Here is a 24,787-nt window from a genome sequence, read left to right as displayed (position 1 = left end):
GTCAGGTCGCCAATCGCCAGTCGTGCGGTCATCGGGTCTCTCCCTTCAGCGTCATGTCGGATTCCTGCGATCGGATGGGTACGGGCCGCACGGCCAGGCGGCGGTAGAGCTGCAGGTAGTGCTGGCCCATCGCGTCCCAGCCCTGCGCCAGCATCGCGGCGCGGCCGACCTGCCCCATGCGCCGCAGCGCACCGGGGTCGGCCGTGAAGTGGCGGATCGCGGCGGCCAGCGCCACGGCGTCGTCGGGGTCGTCGATCACGATGCCGGCGCCGTCCGGCACCAGTCCGGCCGCGCCCGTGGAGCGCGCGGTCAGCACCGCCATGCCGCTGGCCATGGCCTCGAGCACCACAAGCCCCATCGGCTCGTAGCGCGACGGAAACACCAGCGCGTCGCAGCTGCGCATCAGCGTGGGCATGTCGGCCACATGGCCGAGGAAGTGCACGCGGTCAGCCAGCCCGAGTTCGCGGGCGCGCTGCGGATAGGGGCTGCCTTCGGCGTTGCCGGCCACGGCCAGCGCCACGGGCTCCGGCACTTGGGCGAGCGCCGCCAGCACGGTATCCAGGTTCTTGCGCGGCGTGCGCAGGTCGCCCGCGAACAGCAGCAGCGGCACGCCCACCGGCAGCCGGAAGCGCGCGCGGCAGACCTTGCCCGGGGCGAACTCGGCGGTATCCACGCCGTTCGGGATGACCTCGATGCCATCCACCGGCACGCCGGTCGCCCGCAGTTCCGCCACGATGCGCGGCGACACCGCCACCACCGCCCGCGCGCGGCGGAACGCCATGCGCTCCAGCCGGGCGTTGAGCCGCGTGTAGGCCCATTGGTAGGCGGCGCGCGCGCCGTCGCGCAGGCGGTAGGGGTAGTAGCCGGAATGGAGCCAGCCGTGGTGCACGAAGTGCGCCGTGTTCACATCGGCATGGGCCCAGGTGATGAAGCCGTTCACGTGGACGATGTCGAACTGCCGGCGGTGCCGCGCCAGCCACCAGCCACTCGCCACGGCGAAGGCCTGGTAGCGCAGCAGCGCCGTGGGCAGCCGCGCCTCGGGCACGGCGTGCCAGCGCACGCGCGGATGCTCGCGCCACATCGCCGCCACCTGGCTGGCCACGAGCGTCACCTCGCAGCCCGCCGCCAGCGCCGCCGCCACGATCTCGTGGTTCACGCGGCCCTGCCCGTCGTTGCGGTCCACCACGTGCGTGACGATGGCGACACGCAGCGGCGGCACGGCCGACACTGCCGAGGCCCCTGTGGCGGATGCCGGCATCATGGCGTGGCCCCGCCCGATGCGGCCAGCATGCGCGCGTAGCGATGGCCGATCACGGGCAGCGTCACGCCGAGCTGGAACAGGATGCCGTCGAACGCGTTCAGCGTGTTGCTGAACACCAGCATCGACACCAGCGCGATCGACGTCCCCACGGCGGCGGCAAGCAGCCGGTTGGACTTCATCGCCAGCCCGCGCTTCATCGCCCGGCCAATCATCCACAGCAGCCCGGTGAGGTAGAGCAGCGTGCCGGGCCAGCCCATCACGAACGGAATCTCCATCAGCCCGCTGTCGAACACGCCGAACTTGCCGAGCTGGCTGGTGGCGGAATCGAGCTTGGTGCCGATGCCGACCGAACCCATGCCCGCCCCGGCGATGTCGCTGGTCGCCGCGGCCAGGAAGGACTCGTAGAAGCGCATGCGGATCTGGAAGCTGCGGTCGTCCTTGATCGAGGTGACGCTCTCCATGCGGTCCAGCACCGGCTTGGCGAACTCCTCGACGGCGAACATCGGCACGGACAGCGCGGACACGATCAGGATGGCGAGGATCACCCGGGCACGCGTGCGGGCGTCGATGCAGGCCAGCGCGTAGATCCCGCCGATGATCAGCCCGCCCCAGGCCGAACGCACGGCGGTGAGCATCAGCACCACCAGCCCGGACACCGCGCCCACCCAGACCACCTTGCCGCGCCCGGCCAGCATGAACAGCAGGCCACCCATCAGCACCGTGGCGAGCGGCCCCGGCGAGTTGAGCGTGCTGAACACGCGGAAGCTGAACGGCAGCGGCTCGCCCACCGAGCCAATGCCGGACTTCAGCATCCACATGGCGTCCCACGGCGGCATCAGCACGTACTGGATCACCCCGTAGATGCCGATCACGAACATGCCCCAGCTGAACGTGGAGACCAGCACGCGCGAATAGACCGGGAAGTGCTTCCAGGTGGCCAGCACATGGAAGCCGACGAAGACCGGGATGATGGCGTAGCCGAACGAGAACAGCGCGGACGGCACCGAGTTGCGGATGCATCCCACCACCAGCGCGTACGTCATCGCCAGCACGATCAGCAGCGACGGGAAGGCGCGCTTGGTCGCCACCACGCGGTAGTGGGTGAGCACGGTCAGGCCGCTGAGGATGGCCACCAGCACCGGCGCCATCTGGATCGGGCTGATCGGGTTGTAGGCGCCGTTGAAGAAATCGGCGATGCGGCGCACCTCGGGCGAGAGGAAGTAGAGCCAGCACATGAAGGACACGTACTCGGCCGGGTTGCGCCGGTAGCACATCAGCCCCACCAGCACGGCGCCCACCGGGTACGCCAGCTCCACCACGCGGCCCAGCCTGAGCAGGATCAGCACCAGCACGAAGGCGAAGAACAGCCCCGGCACCAGCGCCGGGTGGAGCTGGCGGTTGGCGCGGCGGGGGCCGTCGAGGGCGAGGGTCATCACGGGCGGGCTCCCGGGAGGGGTGCGTGGTGTGCGTGACGTGCGGGGCGGCGCATCAGGCGGGCTGCCCGGACGCGCGCGCGAGCGTGTCGCTCAGGCTGTCGGACTGCGGCACGGCCTCGCCGACCACGGTGTTGAGGATGCCCCCCACCACGTTGCCGCCAGCGCGCTTGAGCCGCTTGACCGCATCGACGATCTGTTCCTCGGTATGGGCGCCCGTGCGCAGCACCATCACGGTGGCGCCAGCCAGCGCGGAGACGGCCATCGCATCGTTGTGGTCCAGCACCGGCGGGGTGTCGATGATGACGAGGTCGTAGGTGCGCGAGTAGGTGTCCAGCGCCTGGCGGAAGCGGGTGTTCATCAGCAGCTCGGCCGGCGTGGCGCCGAAGTTGCCGGCGGGCACGATCCAGAGGTTCGACACGCCCGTGGGCACCACGGCCTGGTTGGCGTCGATGCGGCCGCCCAGCATTTCCGAGAGGCCCATGCCGGCGGCCCGGTTGAAGTAGCCGGACAGGCGCTGGCGGCGCAGGTCGCCATCGATCAGCAGCACGCGGCGGTTCGACTTGGCCAGCAGCGTGCCGAGGTTCGACGTGACGAAGCTCTTGCCGACCCCGGAGGTGGCCCCGACCATCGCCACCACGCGGTGGCCCATCTGCTCCAGCGTGAACTGGAACTGGGTGCAGATGCCGCACAGCGCCTCGATGGCCTCGTCGTGCGGCCGGCTCTCCGCCAGCACCGGACGGGTGGCGGCGGGCAGCCATTCCTCGGCGCGCTCGGGCGTCACCGGCACGTGCTCGGCGCCGGCCAGTTCCACCGGCAGCGGCAGCTCGGGCGGGGCCGTGGCCTCGAGCCGCGAGTAGTCCTCCAGCCAGCTCTGCGCCGGGCTGAACGGAATCTCGCCGAACATCGGCAGCGCCAGGCGGCGTTCGATCTCCTCCATCTCGTGCATGCGGCCAAACACCGCGCGGCGCATGAACACCGTCAGCACGGCCAGCACCAGTCCGAGGATCAGCCCGGCCGCGATGATCAGCGCCCGCTTGGGCTTGACCGGCGACGACGGCACCAGCGCCTCGTCCAGCACATGCACATTGCCGACCATGCCGGCGCGGTTGATCATCAGCTCCTGCGTCTTGTTCTGCAGCGAGATGTAGATCTCCTGGGCGATCTTCACGTCGCGCTCCATGCGCACGCCGGCCTTCTCGGACGCGGGCATGTCGTGGAAGCGCGATTCCAGCTTCTGTTGCAGCGCGCGCAGCTGCCCGAGCTGCGTGTCGATGGTCTGCACCTGCGGATGGCCCGGCATGAAGCGTTGCAGCAGCTGCGTGCGCTGCAGGTTCAGCTGGGCGATCTGGCGATCCAGCTCCAGCCCGCCCGCGAGGTAGGACTGGGCTTCCGACGTCGGCTTCACCGCGCCCTGGCGCTGTTGCAGCGCGGCCAGCGCGTCTTCGGCCTTCTCCAGGTCGGCGCGCACGCGCGGCACCTCGGCGTTCAGGAAGTCGAGCGTGCGGGCGGTTTCCTCCTGATGCCGCTCCAGGTTCTGCCGCACGTAGGACTGCACCACCGCGTTGGCGATCTGCATGGCGCGCACGCGGTCGCTGCTCTCCATCGAAATCTGCACGATGCCGGTCTGCTTGCCCTGCTCCAGCACCAGCAGCGACTTGGCCAGCCCGCCGATGGCGGCAAGCTGGTTCGAGCGCGTGACCGTGAACTCGGTGCCGGGCCGCGCCACGAGCTTGCCGATGCGGATCTGCAGCGGACCGTCGTCGGCAATCTCGCCCACCTGCCCGGTCAGCAGCTTCACCCCTTCGGGGTCGTACAGCGCGAAGCTGTCGTTGCCGAGCGCGCGCAGCGTCAGCGGCACCCCTTCCAGCGCCGCCGGCACGCCGAGCAGTTCCAGGTCGATCTGCTCGCCGCCCCAGGCGTAGCGCGACAGGCCGAACCAGGCCGGCGCCGGCTCGCCCGACTTGGCGAAGCGCCGCGCCAGGTTGCCGAGATAGGGCATCACCACCGGCGACACCGAGACGTTGAGTCGGAACGCGTTCACCACCGGCTCAAGCACCGAGCGGCTGCGGATGATCTCGATCTCGGTCTCGGTCCCCAGCTGCGAGGTGCCGCCCATCACCTGCGAGGCACGCGACAGCGGGCTGTCCGAGTTCTTCGCCTGCACCTGGAGCAGCGCATCCGCCGCGTAGATCGCCGGCAGCGAGTAGGCGTAGAGCGTGGCCACCGCGGCCACCACGGCCGTGATGCCGATCACCCAGCCAAGCTGCTGGCGCACCATGCGCACCAGATCGCGCAGGATGAACTCGTCGTCCTCCAGGGGCAGTGGCGTACCGTAGGGACGCTGGAAAGGGGTATTCATGTCGGCTCCGTCCTGACGATGCTAGCGAGCCAGTTCCACTGTGAAGAACAGGGTCTGGATGGTGGGGGTGATCTGGTCGAGCACGCGGTTGAAGCGCACGGCGTCCGAGGTGCCGACGTAGACCACATCAAGTGGCTCGAGCCGGAACTGCGTGGACAGCAGCATCGCGTCCACCTGGGTCATGTCCAGCCGGTACACGTCGGGCGTCTGCGGCTTGTCGCGCATGCCACGGATCACGAAGATCTGGCGCGGGTCGGCCGCCTTCACGTCGATGCTGTTCACGCCTGCCAGCGCGTCGGCCAGCGACAGCCGTCCCTTGTTCATCAGCAGCGACTGCGGGCGCGCCACCTCGCCGAGCACGAAGATGCGGCTGGACAGGCGGTCCGGCACGTAGACCACGTCGCCGCCGCGCAGCAGGAAGTCATGCGCGCCGTTGCGGCGTTCGATCAGCGCCTCGAGGTCGAACTCGAACAGCTTGCCGTCGCGGGTCAGGCGCACCTTCTGCACGTCCGCCTCCGGCGCGAAGCCGCCGGCCCGCGTGATGGCGTTGACCAGCGTCACCGGCACGTCCGTCACCGGCAGCATGCCCGGCGTGCGGACCTGCCCGGTCACGTCCACGCGCTTGCTGCGGTAGGCGATGACGCGCACGTCCACGCGCGGGTCGCGCACGGTGTTCTTGATCGCCCCGGTGATCATGGCGCGCACCTGGTCGACGGTCTTGCCGCCCACGCGCAGCTTGCCCACCGGCGGGTAGTACATCTCGCCGGTACGGTCCACGCGGTAGCCGCTCTGGTCCGATGGCAGCCCGGTCGGGGTGACCTGCGGCACGCCGGGCACGGGCGCGGTGGCGCCGGTGACCGGGGCGGTCAGCAGGCCGGAACTCATCTCGGGGTGGTCGAGCACGGTCACGCCGACGAGGTCTTGCGGTCCGATCAGGTATTCGTAGCCGTCGAGGTCGTCGCCCAGCTTGCCCGTGCGGGCCGGCGAATCGGGCACGGCGGCGGCCAGCGCGATGGAGTCCGGTTGGGCGCGCACCACGTCGGCGGTGATCAGCTTGACCGGATAGACATCCGTGCCGGTCTTGGCGGACAGGTCGTCCTGGATGCGGCTGCTGTCCAGTGCGGGCCCCGGTGCCCAGGTGCAGCCGCCAAGCGCGGCCAGCATGGCCAGCGTAACGAGGCGGGGGAGGAATCGATTTACCATGGCAGCTTCTCCTTGTCGGCGCCTGCGCGCCCTTGTTGCTGCATACCGATGGGAGTCATTGAAGCGCCGCCGGCATCGGGGCGGACGTCTGTTTCCGCACGTTCGGGCACACCGGACGTGGGCGGCACCACGTGGGGCATGCGCCGCATGGCGTCGGGGGCATGCAGCGCCATCAGGGCATCGGCCCGGGCGCGCTGCGCGAGCGCCATGCGCCGCCAGGCGCGGCCACCCTCGCCGCCCAGGCACAGCGCCAGTGCGCGCAGCCAGCCCGGGTAGTTGCGCGAGCCCGCCAGCACCTGCCACGCGCCCGCCATCGCCCGGCGGCTGGCCGGCACGCCGGTGGCGCGCAGGTGCTCGTCGAGTACCAGGTGGAGGTTGTAGCTGGCGTTGTAATAGGACTCGGCGTTGAAGACCGCGCGCTGGTCGGCATCGGCACGCGGCGCCGGAAAGTGATCGACACACAGCGCCGGGTCGTACAGCAGCCGCCAGCCCGCACGGCGCACGGCCAGGCTGAAGGCGAGGTCGTTGTGGACCTGGGCGCCCGCGCCGCGCAGCCGCGTGTCGAAGCGCAGCCCGGCCACCGCGCTGCGCCGCCACGCCATGTTCACGCCCTTGAGCACGTCCACGTCGCGCGGCGCGCCGGCGCCGATGTGATGATTGCCGATCACGCGGCCGTACCAGCGCACCTGGCCCACGCAGTTCGCCGCGCCTTGCAGGACGCGGCCGGCTTCGTGCACGCGGTCACGCCCGCCCACGCCGCCGAGGCTGGCATCGCGCGCGAAATGGCCGCCGATACGCGCCAGCCAGTCTGGATGCGGCGCGGCGTCGTCGTCGGTCAGGCACAGGATGTCGCCGCGCGCAGCCGCGAAGCCGCGGTTGTTGGCGGCCACCTGGCCCGGCTCGTCCACCGTCACCAGGCGCAGGCCCGGCAGGGTGTCGGCGCTGGCCGTGGAGAGCCAGCGCGAGAGCAGCGCCAGCGTGGGCGCGTCGTCGGCGCGCGCCACCACCACCACCTCGTCGGCGGGGCGCTGCTGGCGCGCCAGCGCGCGGAGGCAGCGGTCCAGGTCGTCGCAGCGCCTGTAGCTGGGAATGATTACCGATAGGTCCATCTTGGCGTCCCCCGGCGGATCAGCGGGCGGGCTCCATTGCCGCGCTGCCTTGCCGCCACATCACATACCGTGTCTCAGTACGCCCGCGCTGCTCTCAGTAGGCATTGCGCCGGAGCAAAATGCACGCCGGCGTGCGCAGGATGATCTGCATGTCGAACCAGAACGACCAGTTCCGGATATAGAACAGGTCGAACTTGACCCGCGTTTCCATCTTTTCCACCGTGGACGTCTCGCCGCGATACCCGTTCACCTGCGCCCAGCCGGTCAGGCCAGGGCGGATGCGGTAGCGGTGCATGTAGCCCTCCACCAGGTTCTTGTAGAGATCGTCGTGCGCCAGCGCATGCGGGCGCGGCCCCACCAGCGACATCTGTCCGCGCAGCACGTTTAGCAGCTGCGGCAGTTCGTCGATCGACAGCGCCCGCAGCACCGCGCCCACGCGCGTCACGCGCGGATCGCCGCGCCGCGCCTGCGTGACCGTGCCGGGCGCCTCGTCGTGCAGGCACATGGTGCGGAACTTGAGGATCTCGAACTCGCGGCCGTCGTAGCCCTTGCGGCGCTGCCGGAAGAACACCGGCCCGTGCGAGGACTGCTTGACCAGCGCCGCCACCACGACGAACAGCGGCACCAGCGCCACCAGCGCCAGCGCAGCCGCCACGCGGTCGAAGATCTCCTTCGGCCAGAGCTGGTATTCATCGGCCGGCGAGACGGCCAGGTTCAGCGTGGGATAGCCGAGCACCTTGTCCACCGAGCACTGCAGATGCGGCAGGCCGCGCAGGTCCGGCATGTAACGGATGTCGACAAAGTCGTTGCGGAACTCGCGCACGAAGCGGCGCACCAGATGCTGGTCCGCCAGCGGCAGCGCCAGCCAGATCTCGTCGATGGCGCGCGCGCGGACCATGCCGGCAAAGTCGCGGAAGTTGGCGCAGACCGGCACGTTGTGCAGCCACTCGGGGGCATCGTCGCTCTCGTCATAGACGCACACCGCCCGATACTGCGCGCCCGGCGCGTGGGCCAGCTGCGCCAGCATGTTGCGGGCATGGGCGCGCGTGCTGACCACGGCCACCGTGCGCGTGCGCGTGGCCGCCCGGCCCAGCCGTCGCGCCACCCAGCCCGGCACCAGCCGCGCCAGCACCAGCATGCCCGCCGAGGCGGCGGTCACGGCGATGAACCACGAGGTCGGCACGTTCTCCAGGCGCGGCGTGCACAGCAGCGCCATGCCGGCCAGCGCCACCACGCCGCAGGCCGCCAGCACCCGGTGGGTGAGCTGGCTGAGCGAGCGGTCGCGCCACTGGCCGTAGACCCCGAACGCGGCGAACAGCACCACCGCCAGCAGGGCGTTGAACAACACCAGCATGGTCTGCGTGTCCGACCAGGCCAGCGGCAGGCCATGGCCCGGCAGCGCGGCGGGCACCATGAGCTGGTGCACCAGCAGCGCGCTGCCCGCCACCAGCAGCAGGTCCAGCGCGCAGGCAATCAGCCCGGTCATCGCGGCATCTCCTTACTTGCGGCCATAGTTGTCCTCGAAGCGCACGATGTCGTCTTCCCCCAGATAGGCGCCAGACTGCACCTCGATGATCTCCAGCGGCGTCTTGCCCGGGTTTTCGAGCCGGTGCAGCGTGCCGATGGGGATGTAGGTGGACTGGTTCTCGCTGAGGATGCTGACGGTCTCGCCGCAGGTGACGCGCGCGGTGCCGCGCACCACCACCCAGTGCTCGGCGCGGTGGTAGTGCATCTGCAGCGAGAGGCTGGCGCCCGGCTCGACCACGATCCGCTTCACCTGGAAACGGTCGCCATGGTCGATGGCGTCGTAGCAGCCCCACGGGCGGTGCACCTTGCGATGGTTGACCACCTCGCTGCCATGCTCGGCGCGCAGGCGCTGCACCACGTTCTTCACGTCCTGCACGTGGGCCTTGTCGACCACCAGCACGGCGTCGGCGGTTTCCACCACCACCACGTCATGCACGCCCACGCAGGCAATCAGCCGGCCTTCCGAGTGGGCGAGGCAGGCCGTCGCGCCATCGAACACCACGCGGCCCCGCGCGGCGTTGCCAAGCGCATCCTTGGGCGCGATGTCCCAGATCGCGGCCCAGGAGCCGACATCGGACCAGCCCGCATCGAGCGGCACCACGCGCCCGGGCACGTCGGGCAGGCTTTCGAGCTTTTCCATCACGGCGTAGTCGATGGAGTCCGACTGGCACGCGCCGAAGGCTTCGCGGTTCAGCTTGTACGTGTCGCCACCCGCCTCGCCAGCCTCGTAGGCGGCGCGGCACTGCATATACATCTCGGGCTGGAGCTGGCTCACCGCGCGCAGCCACACTGCCGCGCGCACCACGAAGATGCCGCTGTTCCACCAGTAGCCGCCCGAGTCCACGTAGTGGCGGGCCAGTTCCAGGTGCGGCTTCTCGACGAATTTTTCGAGCGTGTAGGCGCCATCGACCGCCGTGCCGCCGGCGCGGATATAGCCGTAGCCGGTTTCCGGCGAGACCGGCACCACGCCGAGCGTGACGATGGCACCGGCGTCGGCATGGCGCACCGCCGTGGCGAGCGCCTGGCGGAACGCCGGCACGTCCGTCACGCTGTGGTCGGCCGGCGTCACCACCAGCACCACATCGCCCCCGTCCGTAGCCGCCATCGCGTGCAGCGCCGCCACGGTCAGCGCCGGGGCGGTGTTGCGGCCGCAGGGCTCGGTCAGCAGGCGCGCGGGCTTGCCGGCGCGCTTCATCATGTCCGCGATCATGAAGCGATGTTCCTCGCCGCAGACCACCAGCTGCGGCGGCTCGATGCCGGCCGGGCGGCCTGCCAGCACCGCCACGCCGTCGAAGCGGTGCGCGGTGGCCTCCAGCAGCGTGTCTTCCGCCACGAGGTTGAGGAGCTGCTTGGGAAACTGTTCGCGCGAGAGCGGCCACAGCCGCGTGCCGGCGCCACCGGCCATGATCACGGGCTGGATCGGAAACTGGATGACGGGCATTGCCGCGGTCACGGGCGGCGCGAGGGCTGCGCCGAGCGTAACGGGCGGCAGGCCCACCGGAATCGGTTGGTTCATGGAATGCTCTCCCGGCCGGGCCGCATGCGGCTCAGCGTGTCAGACGGAACAGCCGGGCGCGCGCGCGGGGCGGCTGCCAGACCATGCCGATGAAATGCGTACCGTGTTCCAGGTACGGGCCCTCGCGCTTGCTGAAGCCGAACCCCTCGCAAAATTCGCGCAGGTAGAACGGCACCTGGATGCCCACCGGCGCACCGGGCCAGCGCGTCTGGATGGCCTCCTGCGCGCTGCGCATCAATGCCTCGGCCGTGCCGTCGCCGCGACGCGACATGCGCGTGAGGAACTTGTCGATCCGGATCTCGCTGCCTTCCCCCTTGAGCAGGCGGGCGTAGGCCACCACCTGCTGTGTGTCCTCGGCCGGCTCCACGCCGAGCACGTGCGTGCCGACGATGTCCTTGCCGTCGACGTCGAGCAGCAGACTGCCCTGCTCCACGATGAAGACCTCGCTGCGCACGCGCAGGATCTGATACAGCTCCCGCGTGGTCAGCTCGCTGAATTCCTTGTCCACCCAGTTCATGCCCGCCTTCCTGGTCTGTCCAAAGGCATGGACGGCGCTGCGCACTGCGCTCACGCTCCCCATGCTCACCGCTGTCTCTCAATGCGCGCGCCGCAACGCTGGCGGCACGCGTCCCAATCCATGAGTTGCAGTGTAGGAACGGCCCCTCGCCGTCTCTGTACGCTTCCGCACACCTTGCCCGGCGTGCGGTGGCGTGCCCATCAGAGCGCGAAAAGGCCGGGAAAAGTGCCACTGCCTGCACGCGGCCTGCCCCTTGCCGGTGCCCCGCCAGCATGCGCGCAAACGTGCACCTTGCTGCGGCGCCTGTGTTGCCTCGCGCACCAATCTTTGGCGCGGTTGGGGCTGTAATGGAGACCGTCTGGCCGCGCCCGGCTGCGCGGCATGCCTACACAGCGGAGGAGAATCCATATGAATGTCACGGCGACCCTGGCACGCAGCACGCCGCAGCCCGCGCCGCATGCGCTGCATGGCGAGGACGTGATCTGGCAGGAGACCAACTGCTACATCGACCTGTGGATCGAACTGCTCAACGGCTGGGGGCTCGAACCGCGCGCCGCGCTGCCGTTCACCGTGACGCAGGACTTCGAGGGCGATCACTTCACCTTCTTCAAATACCCGACCAACGACATCGAGCGGCTCTACGGCACCGTGGTGCAGGAGATGGCGCTCTACGATGCGCTGGAGGCGCATCTCGTCGAACAGGTCGGGCGCGGCCACACGGTGCTGGTGGAGGTGGACAGCTACTACCTGCCGGACACCAAGGCCACTTCCTATCGGCAGAAACACGTCAAGACTTCGATCGGCGTGGACATGATCGATGCGCAGGCGCGCCGGCTGGGCTACTACCACGGCCTGGGCTACCACACGGTCAATGGCGACGACTACGAGGGCCTGCTGCGCCTGACGCCCGAACTCTCCGGCAATCCGGACCTGCTGTTTCCCTACGCCGAGTGCGCCAAGCGCGTGCGCGCGCCGGTGGCGCCGGGCATGCTGGCCGATGCCTCGGTGCGGCTGCTGCGCGAGCATCTGGCGCGGCGCCCCGCCGCCAACCCGGTGAGCCGGCTGCGCGCGGTGTTTCCGTCGCATATGGAGCGGATGCTGGCGCGCGGCGATGCCTACTTCCACCAGTACACCTTCAACGTGCCGCGCCAGCTCGGCGCCAACTTCGAGATGCTGCATCACTACCTGACGTGGCTCACGCGGCAGGGGCACAAGGTGCCCGAGCCTGTGGTGGACGCGGCGCACAGCATCGCCACGGAAGCCAAGGTGCTGCAGTTCCGGCTGGCCCGCGCGGTGGCGCGCGGCCGGACCGATGCCTGCTCGGACTGCCTGGATGTGCTGGAGTCCGCCTACGACCGCACGCTGTCTGGCCTGGTGGCCACGTTCGGCGCGGCGGGGCCGGTGCACGTCCATGCGGGTGCCTGAGGGCGGCGGCGCCATGGGCGGCGCGGGCGACGGCCCGAACGAGGACGGGCACGGGGACGGGCACGGCGGCCACGGGCCGCATGGCCCGGGGATGGTGCACGCGGTGATGGAACCGCTGCTGTTCGACGGGTGCTACGGCTGGCTGCACCGGCCCATCGTCCCCCTTGCCCCCCTTGCCCCCCTTTCTGCCGATCCCTGCGGCGTGGTGCTGTGCAACCCGTTCGGGCAGGAAGCGATCATGACCCACCGTGGCTGGCGCTACCTCGCCACGGCGCTGTCCGCCAACGGCATGCCGGCGCTGCGCTTCGATTACCACGGCACCGGCGATTCCGATGGCGACGAGAGCGATCCTGCCCGCCTGCAGGCGTGGACGGCCAGCATCGTGGCCGCCGTGCGCGTCCTGCGCGAACGTACCGGCGTGACGCGCGTGGCCTTGTGCGGCATCCGCCTCGGCGCGCTGCTGGCGGTGCTCGCCACGCAGGAGATGGAGGCGGAGGCGATCGACGCGCTGGTGCTGCTGGCGCCGGTGGTGCGTGGGCGTGACCATCTGCGCGAACTGCGCGCGTTGCAGAGCACCGCGCGATCGTCCCCGGCCGACCAGCTCGATCCGGCCGAGACCGAAGACTTCATGACCGTGGTCGGCAACCGCTTCTACCGCGACACCATCGACGCCATCCAGACGTGCGACCTCGGCAAACCCGGGCAGCTGCACCAGCGGCCCGCCGCACGCATGCTGATCCTGTCGGCCAGCACGCTCGACGGCGCCGGGCGGCTGGCCGAGAGCGCCGCCGCGCTCGGCTGCGACGTGACGCAGGCGCCGTTCGACGAATACGAGACCTATGTCAGCTATCCCGAGCTGAACGACCTGCCCTGGCAGGCGTTCCGGCACACCACGGCGTGGCTGGCCGGCGTACCCGAGACCGATGTGCGCGAGCCCGACAACGCGCGCGTGCGCCGCCTGTCCGCCGACGACGCGCCGGTACTGCACGGCGACCGCTTCGTGGAGCGCCGCGCGCACTACGGCGCCGACGGCCTGTTCGGCATCCTGTGCGAGCCGCCTGCCGCCGCGCGCGGCGACGGCGCGCCGGTGGTGCTCATCATCAACACCGGCGCTGGCCATCATGTGGGCGATGCGCGCATGGGCGTGCTCTGCGCGCGCTACCTTGCGCGGCGCGGCATTGCGTCGATGCGGATGGATCTGGGCGGGATTGGCGACAGCGTCTCGCTGGCGCTGCCCCAGTACGCCTTCCAGCCCTACGGCAGCCACCTGCGCCGCGACGTGACCGCCGCCGCCGCGTGGCTGGCCGCGCAGGGCTTCGGCCGGGTGGTGCTGTTCGGCATCTGCTCGGGCGCCTTCGTGGGGCTGCACGCGGCCACCGGCAGCGAGCACGTGGCGGGCGCGGTGCTGGTCAATGTGCAGAAGTTCCAGTGGCCCGAAGGGCTCGGCATCCAGGACGTGGTGCAGCAGCGCCCCAGCCCGCGCCAGGCGGCCACGCGCGTGTATCTAACCGCCGCGCTGGACACGCAGAAATGGGTACGCGTGTTCAAGGGCGACGCGGAAATCGGCTCGATTGCCATGGAGTTGAGCCGCCGCATCGTGGCCCGCGTGCGCACGCGGGCGCAGACACTGGCCGCGTGGATTACTCGCGCTGATACGGCAGTGCGTCAGGTGCACGGCCTCATTCGTCGGCTCGATGAACGCAGCGTGCCGGTGTGGCTGGTCTTCGGCGGCTACGATCCGGGCCTGGGGGAACTCGCCACGCACTTCGGCGCGCGCGGGCGGCAACTGCGGCGCTATCGTCATGTGAAGTGCGTGATTTCGGATGAAGTGGACCACGCGCTGCGGTCCTACGCGGCACGCGAGGCGGTCTACGCCATGCTCGACCAGTACCTGCGTACCCATTTCTGCGAGGACGCAGACACCATCGCGGCCCTCGTGGCCGGCATCGATCCGGAGCCGGCGCTGCGCTGAACCAAGGCGGTACAGCGGTCGATCGGGCGCCCGTAGCCGGGCGCCCAAGGCACTCAGAACACGAACTCCCGCCGCACGTGGTCCACCACGGTGACCGTGCCGGTGCTGGTCATATGGTGCGAGCCGATCAGCCGCCGGCCGAAGTCCGGGTCGATGCGGCGCACCTCGCGCTCGCGGTACGCCTCGTCGGAGACCGCCAGCACCTCGTTGACGATCAGCCCTTCGCCGTAGCGGTCGAAGCCCTGGCGCTGCGCCAGCCGGTAGATGCGCCCGCCGTCCATGATCAGGCCGGCATTGCGCCCGCCGGCCGGGTCAATCCGCACCGGGTTGGCCGCGCAGGGCGTCCAGTCCGTGCCGAGCGGGGACGGCCCCGAGAACAGGTACAGCTCGCTGCAATGGTCCTTCACGTCGGCGGGGTCCATGCTGGTCAGCATCCACCATTTGCCGTCGCGCGGGAACAGCACGGTGTCCGCGGCGGAGACGTTGTCCATCAGCACGGCGGCCAGCTCCCACTTGAGCGGGAATTCGGCGCACCGATAGACGCGGATCTGTCCGGACCCCGAGCATTCGGGGCACATATATAGCGCCCCTTCGTACGAGAACAGGTACGGGAACGACATGTGGTACGGCTCGACGATCACCGCGCCAAGGTCCACCGCGCGATGGCCGACGATTTCCAGCGCCGAGATATGGGCGCGGCCGGTGGCGTAGCGGTAGTCCTCCACGAAGCAGACCACGCGCCCATCGGGCCCGGTCCACAGGAAGGGATCGGCCCAGAAGCGGCCGCGCGGCGCGGTCACCTCCACGGCCTGCCGCAGATCGGCGTTGCGCCAGGAGCCCTGCAGGATCGAGATGCCGAACTTGCGCCGCATGTGCAGCGCGCGCTGGGTGCCCTTGATCGCCGCGCGCTTGAACAGGCGGCCCGCGTAGCCGACGAGGTCGCGCGCACGGGGCCGGGCCAGCCCGGGAACCGGCGCGCCGGCCGGCGAGGGCAGCGTGCCCGTCGTGGCGATGCCCGTCAGCAGCGCGCGCAGGTGCACATCGGCCTTGCGGTACAGGTGGGCCTGGTTTTCGAGGTAGCTCACGCGCGTGCCCACCCGGCCCGCGCGCAGCACGCGGCGCGTGCCGTCGATGCGTTCGATGGCGAAGCCGGTGGCCGGCTCGGCGTGCCGGCATTCGTCGAAGCCGGCGGCTGGCGCCACGCCGCCCCGGCCATAACGCATCCACAGCGTGCCGATGCGCGCGGCAGCCGCAATCCGCGCATCGACCGTGGCGGGGCCGAAGCCGAGCAGCAGGTCCAGCCCGAGGGCGCGTACCTGTTCCACCGCGGCGACGTCGAACTGCATGTGACCGTTGGCGCCGGGCATCGGCGCGGCAATGTCCAGGCGCTCGGGGATCGAGCGCGCGAGGTCGTGGCGGGTCAGGTGGCCGCGATAGGTACCGCGCAGCACCGTGCCTTCGGCCCGCATCAGGCCGCGCAGCGTGGCCGCGAGCAGGCGGTCCCACGGCGAGACGCCGCCCTGCACGGGCCCGTGCACGATCAGATGGGTGATGGCCAGGCCCGGCTGCTTGCGGGCCCAGAGCACGAGCTGGTAGAGGTGATGCAACGCCTGCGGGCTGTCCAGCAGCAGGCCGATGCGTAGCGGGACGACTGCCGCCTGGGCGTCGCCGCCCGGCTTGGCATCGAGGTCGGGCAAGTCAAGCGAGGTGACCGTCATAGCGGGCTCTCCGGTTGGCGCAAGGATCCTTCGGCAGGAATGCGATGCGGCGCGGCGTGATGCCGCGCCGCATCGCCCTGCGGAAATCAGGCTTGCACCAGCGCCGGCAGCAGGCGGTCGTACTCGCGCTTGACGAGCTTGTAGCATTCGCAGGAATGCTTCTCCAGCCCGCAGCGATCCAGCACCGTGATGTGGCCACGGCTATGGTGGATCAGGCCCAGGTCCTCGAGCTTGCCCGCCGCTTCGGTCACGCCCTCGCGGCGCACGCCGAGCATGTTGGCGATGACCTGCTGCGTGATCACCAGTTCGTTGGAGCTCATGCGGTCGATGGCCAGCAGCAGCCAGCGGCACAGTTGCTTGTTGAGCGAATGGTGGCGGTTGCAGGCGGCGGTCTGCGCGATCTGCGTCAGCACGGCCTGCACGTAGAGCAGGGTCACGCGTTGCAGGGCGGGCATGTGGGCCAGTTCGGCACGCAGGGCGCGGGCGGGGATACGGTAGGCGAAGCCGGGGCTGCGCACTTCCACGCGGCTCGGCATGGTGTCGCCGCCGGTGACCACGGGAATGCCGACGAGTCCTTCGTTGCCGACGGCCGCGAATTCCACCGTGGCGCCGTCTTCGAGCAGCGACAGCAGCGAAACCACCGACGTGGTCGGGAAGTACACGTGGACGATGCGCTGGCCCGAGTCGGTCAGCAGCTCACCGGCGCGGAGCCGGACCAGTTCGAAATGCCGCGAAAGCGTTTCCCATTCGTGACGCGGCAACGCGTTGAGCAGGTGATTGACATGCAAGTCTGACCGATGCGTAATCATGGTGATTCTCCTCCCTCTGACCCGGGAGCAGCATCGGTCCTCCACCCCGCATGGCAATCTCCATGCAGGCTGTGACCCGATCTCGCCGCTCCACCCGTTTGCGTTTTCTGGCGATCTCTGGCAGCCCCGTAGCTGCCACCCTCTTTACCCCCGGCACCTCGCGGGCCCCGGTTTTGCTATCTCGTTGTTGACTCTATTAAGGGCCATGCAGATCAGAATCGACAGTAGGCAGACGGTTGGTGCGGCGGTCATGCTTTGGGAGGGAAGGAGGATACAAACGGCGGAGAGGCGGGGATGACGCGGGGATGACGCGCGACGGGCCGGACCCGGCGGATATGCCGCCCTGCCGCGCCGCATATGGCGCAGCGGGCAGGGGTTGAGAGGATGAGATCAGGCGTCGTAGGAGAGCGGGCGCTCGGCGTTCAGGGCGGAGATCTCGCCTGAAGGAATGGCGTCCGACCCGCCCCCTCCCCCTGCCTCATTCATCAGGCGGATACGCCGCGATTCCCCCGGTCCAAGGTGGAACCAGTCCTGCTCCGGGCGGTACGCATGGTCCTCGATGTGCACCCAGCGTGCAAAGCGCTGCGCGCTGACGGTCAGCCACCACACGCCCTCCAACTGTTCCGCCTGCGCACTCAACCCTGGCGCGCGCAGCGCGGCGGCGCGGCGGTCCGGCAAATACGCCGCCTGGCTGAGCAACGCGTTGCTGTCCGCGGGGTCGTGCAGGGTGGCCAGGACGACGTCGTGCGCGGGCGGGCCGAAGCGGTAGGCGTAGGTGAAATCGAAAAAGTGATCGATGAGTTCCGCCGCGACGAGCCGGCGCGTCTCGCGCGGGGCCAGCGTGAGCGTTTGCGTGGCGTGGACGGTGGCGATTTCGCCATCGCGCAGGCAGCGGAAGGTCAGTTGCACGGTGCGCGGCGTGGCCGATTCGTTGACCACGTGCACGTGCAGCCCGTTCAGGCCCTCGTCGGTGATCAGCACCTGGAGCGGCTGCCAGACCTGCCGCAGCGCATGCCAGGCCGATTTCGGCCGGCCCCGGGCATCGACGATGCCCCAGCCGGCGCCCGGCAACAGGTCCTGCAGTTGCCAGACCAGCCCGCCCATGCAGGTGGAGCCGGCGCGGCGCCATTCGCTGAAGACGTCGGTCATGATCTCGGCCACCACGGCGCGCGAGAGCGCGAGGTAGCGCGCCGGCTGCTCGTAGCGCAGGCGGGGCGGATCGACCTCGTACAGCGCCCGCAGGTAGAAATCGCGGATGTCCTCGAAATCCCAGGCGGAACCGGCGTCGCGCGGCACGCGCGCCTTCCAGCGCGGGTCGTGCAGCGGCTGCGAGAGCCCCGCCTCGGTCAGCGTGCGCGCGCACGGCACGTTGGCGAAGGCCAGGCACTCGGACGTGAAGCGCACGTTGGCCAGCCGGGCATCGGCCAGCGGGCGCTGGTAGGCGCCCACGCCGTAGTAGTGCGTGATGCCGGTATCGGGCTGGAACGGCCAGGCGCCTTCGCTGGGCGAATTGCGCACATAGACCACATCGGGACGATGCTCGGCCACGAGCGCGGGAATCAGGGTGTCGAACAGCGGCTGGCGCCACGCGCCGCGCGGCGTGCCGAGCATGGCCGCCTGCTGCTCGGCCTCGCTGCCGCCGCAGAGCACGGCGAGGCTGGCATGGGCGCGCGTGCCGGCCAGCCACTGGGCGACCTCGCGCGCGGCGTCGTCCATCAGGGCCGGCGACGCGCTGGTCTCGCTGCCATAGTCGAAATTGGCGAACATGAAGTCCTGCCAGACCATCAGGCCGAGGGCATCGCACTGGCGGTAGAACGCTTCGCCGGGATAGCAGGTCACGCCGCTGACGCGGACCATGTTGGCGCCGGCATCGCGCGCCAGCCGCAGCCAGTTGGCCACGGCGTCGTCGGTGTCGGCCAGGCCCGGCAGGTCGTGGCTGGAGACGCAGGCGCCCCGGCAGAACACGCGCTCGCCGTTCACGCGCAGCGCAAACGCGCCGGGCTCGCCGTCGCGATCTTCGGTGATGGTGCGGAAGCCGGTCTGGCCGCAGGGGATGGCATGGCCACCCACTTCGGCCTGCACGCGATACAGCGCCGGCTCGCCGTGGGTATGGGGCCACCAGCGCCGGGCATCGGGCACGCGCAGGGTGCCGGCCAGCGAATGCGCGCCCACACGGCGCAGTTCGCCCTGCCAGACCCCGCCATCGGACCCTTCGGCCCGGAAGCTGCCCTGCATCGGCGCCGGGCCGGGAAAGTGGAGTTGCAGTGCCACCACGCCGTCGCGGCCATCGAGATGACCGGCCAGCACGGCGCGCGCGCCATGCACGACGTCCGCGCCTTCGGGGTGCAGCAGTTCGATGTCGCGCCACGGGCCCACCGCGTGCACGGGCGGGCACCAACCGGGCATATGGCCGAGCAGCGTGGTGCGCACCGCGCGCAGCGTGGGCGGCTGGATCATGCGCGGCTTCCAGCGCACCGCGCCGCGCTGCGTGCGCAGCCACGGATGCAGCGCGCGGAAGCAGATATGGAGCACGTTGTCCGCACCCTGGAGTTGCACCGCCACCTGGTGCGCCACGAACATATGGCGCGTGGTGAGCACCTGCACGCCGTTGAGCCAGACTTCGGCCAGCGTCGCCAGCCCGTTGCAGCGGAGCACGCGGCGGCCACTGCCGGCGAAGTGGAGCCGGTACCAGTAGTCGTGCTGGTGCAGCGGGGGCGGGGCGGACTCGTCCCACCGGCCGGCGGCGCGCAGCGCGCTGGCCACCGTGCCCGGCACCGGCGCGGGCAGCCAGTGCCCGTCCTCGCCCAGTTCACGGGGATGCGTGGCCGCGCCGGCCAGCGTCTCCAGGAAGGTCCAGTCGCCCTCCAGCCGCGCATCGCCCACGGCCACGCCGGACCACAGGACAGGTTGCAGCGCCGGTTCCGGATCACGCGCAGTCATGAGACGGTCTCCCCGAAATAAGCGGCCAGCGCCGGCACGGTGCCTTCGTACGACAGTTCGAGCTGGTCGAGGCAGTCCTGGCACGGGTCCGGCTTGTGGCTGATGACGGCGCGCATCAGGCGGAACTGCATCACCATCGCCTCGGACGCCATCGTGTAGCAGGCTTCGCAGATGGCGTCTGGCAGCGGCTGGCCGTGTTCCGAGAGCCAGCGCAGGTAGCGCCCCAGCAGCTCGAAGTTCGCGCCAAGCTGCCGCAGCACGCTGGCCGCGTAGACCTGGAAGTTGGGCTCGCCGCGCGCCATCAGCTGCTCCAGGTGCGCGGGAAACGCGCTGCGGAACGCGGTGATCGGGTTCTGGCGGGGCCGGCAGGCCAGGTGGTGCCGCAGCAGTTCCAGCGAGGCCGCGACCAGCGCCTCCCCCGCCTGCGCCGGAAAGCGCCGGCGCACGACCTCGGCATGGGGGAACGCGGGCGCCTCCCACTCGGGGGCGATGGTCGCCTGACGGAAGATGGCCGTGTAGTCGTCCCCGCTGGCCGTGTGGTAGCCATCGCCATGATAGAAGCCCACGGCATTGGCCTCCGGTACCAGCACGTCGATGCCGATGGCCGAGCGCGTGTGCTGGCGGCGGTAGGCATTGGGCGGCTGCGGCAGGTAGAAGCCGTCCACTTCGAGCAGCACCACGTTGCCCCGGCAGGTCTGCGCGGCCACGTGGGTCTCGAGCTTGTCGTAGGTGGACAGCTCATTGGTGTGGATGCCGTACAGGCGCTCAAGATCCCCAGGCGGAAAGCTCGACAGCGTGAACTGGTCGCCCTCGAAATCCTGTGTCACGGCGAACGGCAGGGCCGCCACGGGCTCCAGCTCCCATCCATGCAGCAGCTCGACCCAGAGATCGATATGGCGATTGGCGTGTGCCCACACCGGATTGCCACCATGCAATGCCGGGCCGCCCCGCGGCCGAAGCCTGCCGTCACCGTACATTTACTGGCCTCCGAGCGTTTCCCGTACCGACTGCGGCCAACGGGCCGGATCCAGCCCGTGATGCTTGAGCAGCGCCAAGGTGAGACGCTCGATGCCAAAACCCACGCAGCCGGTGTGCGCCGTGCCGCCATCGGCGGTGCGGATGCCCCACAGCGCGCCGAAGTGGTCCATGTGATAGTTGAAGCTCATGCAGGCGGTGGGCCCCAGCCCGTCGTTCACCGGAATCAGCAACTCGAACTTGAGCTTCAGCTCGCGCTGGCTGTCCGCCACGATCTTGCCGCCGCGCCCGAAGAACGGGTCGTTGGCCACCTCCACCTCCATCGGCAGGCCCAGCGCCTGCACGGCGGCCTGGCCGCGCTCCATCCACAACTGGCGGAACGCGATGATCTGCTCGGGCGAGCCGATGCACACGTATTCGTGCTGGCGGAACAGCTGCATGCGGGTGGGCTCCAGCGACGGCTCGTGCCGGTAGCAGTAGGACATCACGTTGATGATCTTGCCCTCGGGCGGCAGCGGCCCGCGCCGCGCGACGACCGGATACACCGGATAGCAGGCGGCCGGCGTCAGCACCACGCCGGTGGGCTGCTGCTGGTCGGTCCAGTCTTCCTTGTCCTCGAGCCGGGCCAGCAGGCGGCGATGGCCGCGGTCGTCGCCGCAGAAGCTGTGGATGGTGCCGGCGAGCTGCGGAAAGCTCTTCAGGTACTCGCTGGTCTCGAAGTCGTGCTGGCCGATGGCCGGCGGGAAGCGCAGCGTCTCGGCATGGTGATCCGCGCCCAGCCGCATCACCATGCGGTTGAGGCTTTCGGCGATGGCCTCGAAGGTCTCGCTACGGCCATACAGCCCGAGCACGCCGCTGGGAATCAGCAGCCCGGCCTCGGTCAGCTGCTCGAGGAAGGTGGGCGCAGCCGCGCTGCCACCGGCTCCGCCGATGGCCTGCGCGTCTGCCGTTACGGTTTGGGCGTCCATGGAAGCTCCTTGTTTCGACTTCTCTCAGGTCCGGTCGGCCAGCAGCAGGTTGGCCGTGTTGGACAGGATGCGATCGTTGTTGATCATCAGCGGCGCCGACCACAGGTCGCGCAGATGGCGCCCCAGGCTGAACGGCGTGCCGTGCTTGTAGCCGGCCATGCCGCAGACCAGCATGGCCTGCTGCACGACTTCGAGCGCCATGGTGGAGACGGCCGTCTTCAGCCCGTTCATCTCGGCGGCCAGGGTGAAGGACGACACCCCCTGGGCCACATGCCGCGCGCGCTGGTGGGCGAGCGCGAGGTCCAGCCGGGCCTCGATCATCTGGAGCAGGCTCACGGCCTCCGCCACGCGCGGTGCGGACGGCGGCATCGAGCCCGGACGCGCGCGCGCCTGGCCCTGGAAGAAGGTCTTGGCGCGCTGCACGGCATCGCCGGCAATGCCGAGCCAGAGTGCGCTCCAGACGATGTGCGACACCGGCGTCATGGTCTCGTCGGCAATCTGGCCGAACGGCACCGGCAGGATCTGCGCCACGTCGCCCGCCGCTTCGAGGCGGAAGCCGTTGCTGCAGGTGCCGCGCATGCCGAGCGTGTCCCAGGTGTTCAGGCTCTGCAGCGTGTAGTCAGCCTTCAGCGCGCAGACCAGCACCTGGTCGGACGGCGCGGCGTCGGCGCTGCGGCGTGCGGTGATCAGGATGCCGTCCGCGTGCGCGCCGTACGAGATCGTCGGCGCCATCTTGAGCAGGTGGAAGCGCTCGCCCTCGGCGTTGACCGCGCAGCCGCTGTTGCGCAGCGCGCCGCCGATGGCTTCCTCCGAGGTGGCCGAGGCCAACAGCAGCTGCTCGCCCGCCACGCGGGACAGCAGGCCCTCGTGCCACGGGCTGCCCGTGCCGTGCTCGAGCACGCACGCCACCTGGATCTGGTGCATCGCGTAGACCATGCCGGTGGCGGCACAGGCGCCGCCCAGCACGCGGCAGATGGCGGCCACGGTATCGAGCGTGGCGCCGGCGCCGCCGAGGTGCGTCGGGATCATCGCGCCGAGCAGGCCGTGCTCGCGCAGCGTGACGAAGGCTTCATCCGGGAAGCGCGCGTCGCGGTCCACCGCATCGGCATGCGTGGCGGCGACGGCGGCGGCAGCCTGGGCGGCGGCGATCAGGGCGGCGGGGTCCGCCGGTGCGGGATGCGGCGACGCCTGGTCCACCGCGGCGAGAACGGGGTTCATCACGCAGCCTCCTGCAGTTGCGAGGCCGCCGCCGCGAGCGAGTTCACGCTCTTGAAGAGCTGGCGGGTCAGCATGTGATCCGGAATCTCGATGTTGAACGCGTTCTCGATGGCCAGCATCACGTGCACCGTGGCCAGCGACGACAGGCCCGCCTGGTAGAGGTCGGCCTGATCGTCCAGCGTCTCGATGGGGACGTCGAGGCGGGCCACTTCGGCAAGGATCTGTCGGATGGTTTCCTTCATGGCATATCTCCTGGTCAGAAGGCAGGTGTGGCGGCGGCCGTGGCGGGCGCCTGTTTAGGATCGGTTCCTGCTCACGGTGCCATTGGGCCGCAGCGGGGGCACGGCTTCGGTGCGGTGTCCAACAAACTCCCCGGGGCACGCGCGACAGGTCACATTGCCGCGCCGGGTCAGCCGTCAGTAGGCGTCCCGGCCGGTCCAGCCGTAGACGGCGGTGTGGCCGATGATGCGGAGGTCCAGGACGAAGGACCAATTGCGGATGTAGAAGATGTCGAACTCGGTACGCCGGCGCATTTTCTCCACCGTGTCGGTGCGACCCCGGCAGCCGTTGATCTGCGCCCAGCCCGTGATGCCGGGCTTCACGCGGTGGCGCAGCATGTAGCGGTCCACGATCTCCTTGTAGAGCTCGTTGTGCTCGATGGCGTGCGGGCGTGGGCCGACCACGGACATCTCGCCGCGCAGCACGTTCAGGAACTGCGGCAGCTCGTCCAGGCTGGTGCGGCGCAGGAAGGCGCCCACGCGCGTCACGCGGGGGTCGCCGGGCGCGGCCTGCGTCACGCCGGCATCGGTGTGCGCCACCATCGACCGGAACTTGAAGACGTGGAACGGCTGGCCGTCCATGCCGAGCCGCGCCTGCCGGAACAGGACCGGACCCGGCGAGGACAGCCGCACGGCGAGGGCAATGGCGAGCAGCAGCGGCGACAACCCGAGCAGCACGGCCAGCGCGAACACGCGGTCGAAGCTGGCCTTGACCAGGCCGGTCACGCCCGAGTCGGGCGGGCTGTTGAGGTCGATCACGGGCAGGCCCATGAATTCGGAGAAGCGATGGCCGAGCAGCTCGACGGACATGATGTCCGGCACCCAGCGGATATCGACAAGATCGTTGCGGAAGTGGAAGACCACGTCGTAGAGGTCGCGGCAGGCCGCCATCGGCAGCGTCAGCCAGATCTCGCGCACGCGGTGGGCGTGTACGAAGGTGCAGACCTGATCGAGCGAGCGCAGCGGGGCCACGCCTTCGGGGAGGTCGTCGGTGCCGGCTTCGTCGTAGATGCCCACCACCTCGTAGCCAGCGCCCGGAATCTGCGCCACGCGGCGGAACATGTCGTGCCCGAGCGGCCCGTAGCCGAGGATCACCACGCGCTTGGCGTTGATGCCCTGCTGGCGCACGCTGCTCAGGGTGCCGTAGAGCACCACGCGCGAACTCACCAGCCCGACCGCCGACCACGCCACCCAGAGCACCGACCACAGCCGCGACACGCCAGCCACCTGGTGCAGCAGGAAGGCGGACACCAGCGCCAGCAGGCAGACCACGCTCCAGGCCGCCAGCACGCGCACGGCCAGCCCGGCCTTGCTGCGTCCGCGCCAGGACCCGTACAGGCCGCAGGCGGGAAAGATCAGCAGCGCGCCCAGCGCGCAGAAGGCGGTCAGGAAGCCATGGACCGGCGCGGCGCCGCGCAGGCCTTCGGGGAAGACCAGTTCGCCGATGGCAAAGCCGGTGGCGCCGATGACGAGGGCGTCGGTCGCGCGGTACAGGTACTGGAAGGTTCCCTGTCGCCCAGCGACGAAGGCGCGCACTGCTGACATGTTGGTTCTCC

At 70.0% G+C, this 24,787-nt stretch carries 18 protein-coding genes; 2 read left to right on the top strand and 16 right to left on the bottom strand.

Annotation, left to right across the window (positions count from 1 at the left end; translation table 11 throughout):
* Positions 1 to 28: 28 nt before the first annotated feature.
* The 8 genes from BM115_RS12760 to BM115_RS12725 form a co-directional block, all read right to left on the bottom strand.
* Positions 29 to 1,210: a glycosyltransferase family 4 protein gene (locus BM115_RS12760; protein ID WP_092294394.1), complete on the bottom strand. Its 1,182-nt coding sequence runs from the start codon at positions 1,208 to 1,210 to the stop codon at positions 29 to 31.
* A 47-nt stretch (positions 1,211 to 1,257) separates the two neighbouring features.
* A complete protein-coding gene (locus BM115_RS12755; protein ID WP_143093884.1) occupies positions 1,258 to 2,697 on the bottom strand; it encodes an O-antigen ligase family protein in 1,440 nt (479 codons plus the stop codon).
* Between the two features lie 52 nt (positions 2,698 to 2,749).
* Positions 2,750 to 5,056, bottom strand: coding sequence for a polysaccharide biosynthesis tyrosine autokinase (locus BM115_RS12750; RefSeq protein WP_092294236.1), 2,307 nt, complete (start codon positions 5,054 to 5,056; stop codon positions 2,750 to 2,752).
* A 21-nt stretch (positions 5,057 to 5,077) separates the two neighbouring features.
* A complete protein-coding gene (locus BM115_RS12745; RefSeq protein WP_092294234.1) occupies positions 5,078 to 6,259 on the bottom strand; it encodes a polysaccharide biosynthesis/export family protein in 1,182 nt (393 codons plus the stop codon).
* Positions 6,253 to 7,368 carry a glycosyltransferase gene (locus BM115_RS12740; RefSeq protein ID WP_092294232.1) on the bottom strand — a complete coding sequence of 372 codons (1,116 nt, stop codon included), beginning with the start codon at positions 7,366 to 7,368 and terminating at the stop codon, positions 6,253 to 6,255. The genes BM115_RS12745 and BM115_RS12740 overlap by 7 nt, the downstream gene beginning before the upstream one ends.
* Before the next feature lie 94 nt (positions 7,369 to 7,462).
* Positions 7,463 to 8,854, bottom strand: coding sequence for an undecaprenyl-phosphate glucose phosphotransferase (locus tag BM115_RS12735; RefSeq protein ID WP_092294230.1), 1,392 nt, complete (start codon positions 8,852 to 8,854; stop codon positions 7,463 to 7,465).
* A 12-nt stretch (positions 8,855 to 8,866) separates the two neighbouring features.
* Positions 8,867 to 10,411, bottom strand: a complete 1,545-nt coding sequence (locus BM115_RS12730) for a mannose-1-phosphate guanylyltransferase/mannose-6-phosphate isomerase (RefSeq protein ID WP_369823415.1) — start codon at positions 10,409 to 10,411, stop codon at positions 8,867 to 8,869.
* 31 nt (positions 10,412 to 10,442) lie between these two features.
* Positions 10,443 to 10,928, bottom strand: a complete 486-nt coding sequence (locus tag BM115_RS12725) for a GNAT family N-acetyltransferase (protein ID WP_092294228.1) — start codon at positions 10,926 to 10,928, stop codon at positions 10,443 to 10,445.
* 408 nt (positions 10,929 to 11,336) lie between these two features.
* Here BM115_RS12725 and BM115_RS12720 point away from each other — a divergent pair, with 408 nt between their 5' ends.
* Positions 11,337 to 12,353, top strand: coding sequence for a DUF1839 family protein (locus tag BM115_RS12720; protein ID WP_255370795.1), 1,017 nt, complete (start codon positions 11,337 to 11,339; stop codon positions 12,351 to 12,353).
* Positions 12,340 to 14,325, top strand: a complete 1,986-nt coding sequence (locus tag BM115_RS12715; RefSeq protein WP_177219903.1) for a serine aminopeptidase domain-containing protein — start codon at positions 12,340 to 12,342, stop codon at positions 14,323 to 14,325. Before BM115_RS12720 ends, BM115_RS12715 begins: the two co-directional genes overlap by 14 nt.
* 53 nt (positions 14,326 to 14,378) lie before the next feature.
* On the opposite strand, the gene BM115_RS12710 is transcribed toward BM115_RS12715, so the two are convergent.
* From BM115_RS12710 to BM115_RS12670, 8 genes are all read right to left on the bottom strand, one after another.
* Positions 14,379 to 16,043: a glucosamine inositolphosphorylceramide transferase family protein gene (locus BM115_RS12710; RefSeq protein ID WP_092294222.1), complete on the bottom strand. Its 1,665-nt coding sequence runs from the start codon at positions 16,041 to 16,043 to the stop codon at positions 14,379 to 14,381.
* A gap of 86 nt (positions 16,044 to 16,129) precedes the next feature.
* A complete protein-coding gene (locus BM115_RS12705; RefSeq protein ID WP_092294220.1) occupies positions 16,130 to 16,852 on the bottom strand; it encodes a Crp/Fnr family transcriptional regulator in 723 nt (240 codons plus the stop codon).
* 390 nt (positions 16,853 to 17,242) lie between these two features.
* Positions 17,243 to 19,792 (bottom strand): glycoside hydrolase family 2 protein, encoded by a 2,550-nt coding sequence (locus tag BM115_RS12695; protein WP_092294216.1) that lies wholly within the window; start codon positions 19,790 to 19,792, stop codon positions 17,243 to 17,245.
* A complete protein-coding gene (locus BM115_RS12690) occupies positions 19,789 to 20,769 on the bottom strand; it encodes a DUF1839 family protein (RefSeq protein WP_092294214.1) in 981 nt (326 codons plus the stop codon). Before BM115_RS12690 ends, BM115_RS12695 begins: the two co-directional genes overlap by 4 nt.
* Positions 20,770 to 21,735, bottom strand: a complete 966-nt coding sequence (locus BM115_RS12685) for an amino acid--[acyl-carrier-protein] ligase (protein WP_092294212.1) — start codon at positions 21,733 to 21,735, stop codon at positions 20,770 to 20,772.
* 24 nt (positions 21,736 to 21,759) lie between these two features.
* Positions 21,760 to 22,953: an acyl-CoA dehydrogenase family protein gene (locus tag BM115_RS12680; protein ID WP_092294210.1), complete on the bottom strand. Its 1,194-nt coding sequence runs from the start codon at positions 22,951 to 22,953 to the stop codon at positions 21,760 to 21,762.
* Positions 22,953 to 23,195, bottom strand: coding sequence for an acyl carrier protein (locus BM115_RS12675; RefSeq protein WP_092294208.1), 243 nt, complete (start codon positions 23,193 to 23,195; stop codon positions 22,953 to 22,955). The genes BM115_RS12680 and BM115_RS12675 overlap by 1 nt, the downstream gene beginning before the upstream one ends.
* 174 nt (positions 23,196 to 23,369) lie before the next feature.
* On the bottom strand, positions 23,370 to 24,776 hold the full coding sequence (locus tag BM115_RS12670; protein ID WP_092294206.1) for an undecaprenyl-phosphate glucose phosphotransferase: 1,407 nt from the start codon (positions 24,774 to 24,776) through the stop codon (positions 23,370 to 23,372).
* Positions 24,777 to 24,787: the final 11 nt, after the last annotated feature.

Origin of the sequence: Cupriavidus sp. OV096 (assembly GCF_900115455.1) — a bacterium.
Classification (GTDB): Bacteria; Pseudomonadota; Gammaproteobacteria; order Burkholderiales; family Burkholderiaceae; genus Cupriavidus.
Note: the sequence above shows the minus strand (reverse complement) of the source record. Positions and strands in the feature narration are given on the sequence as shown.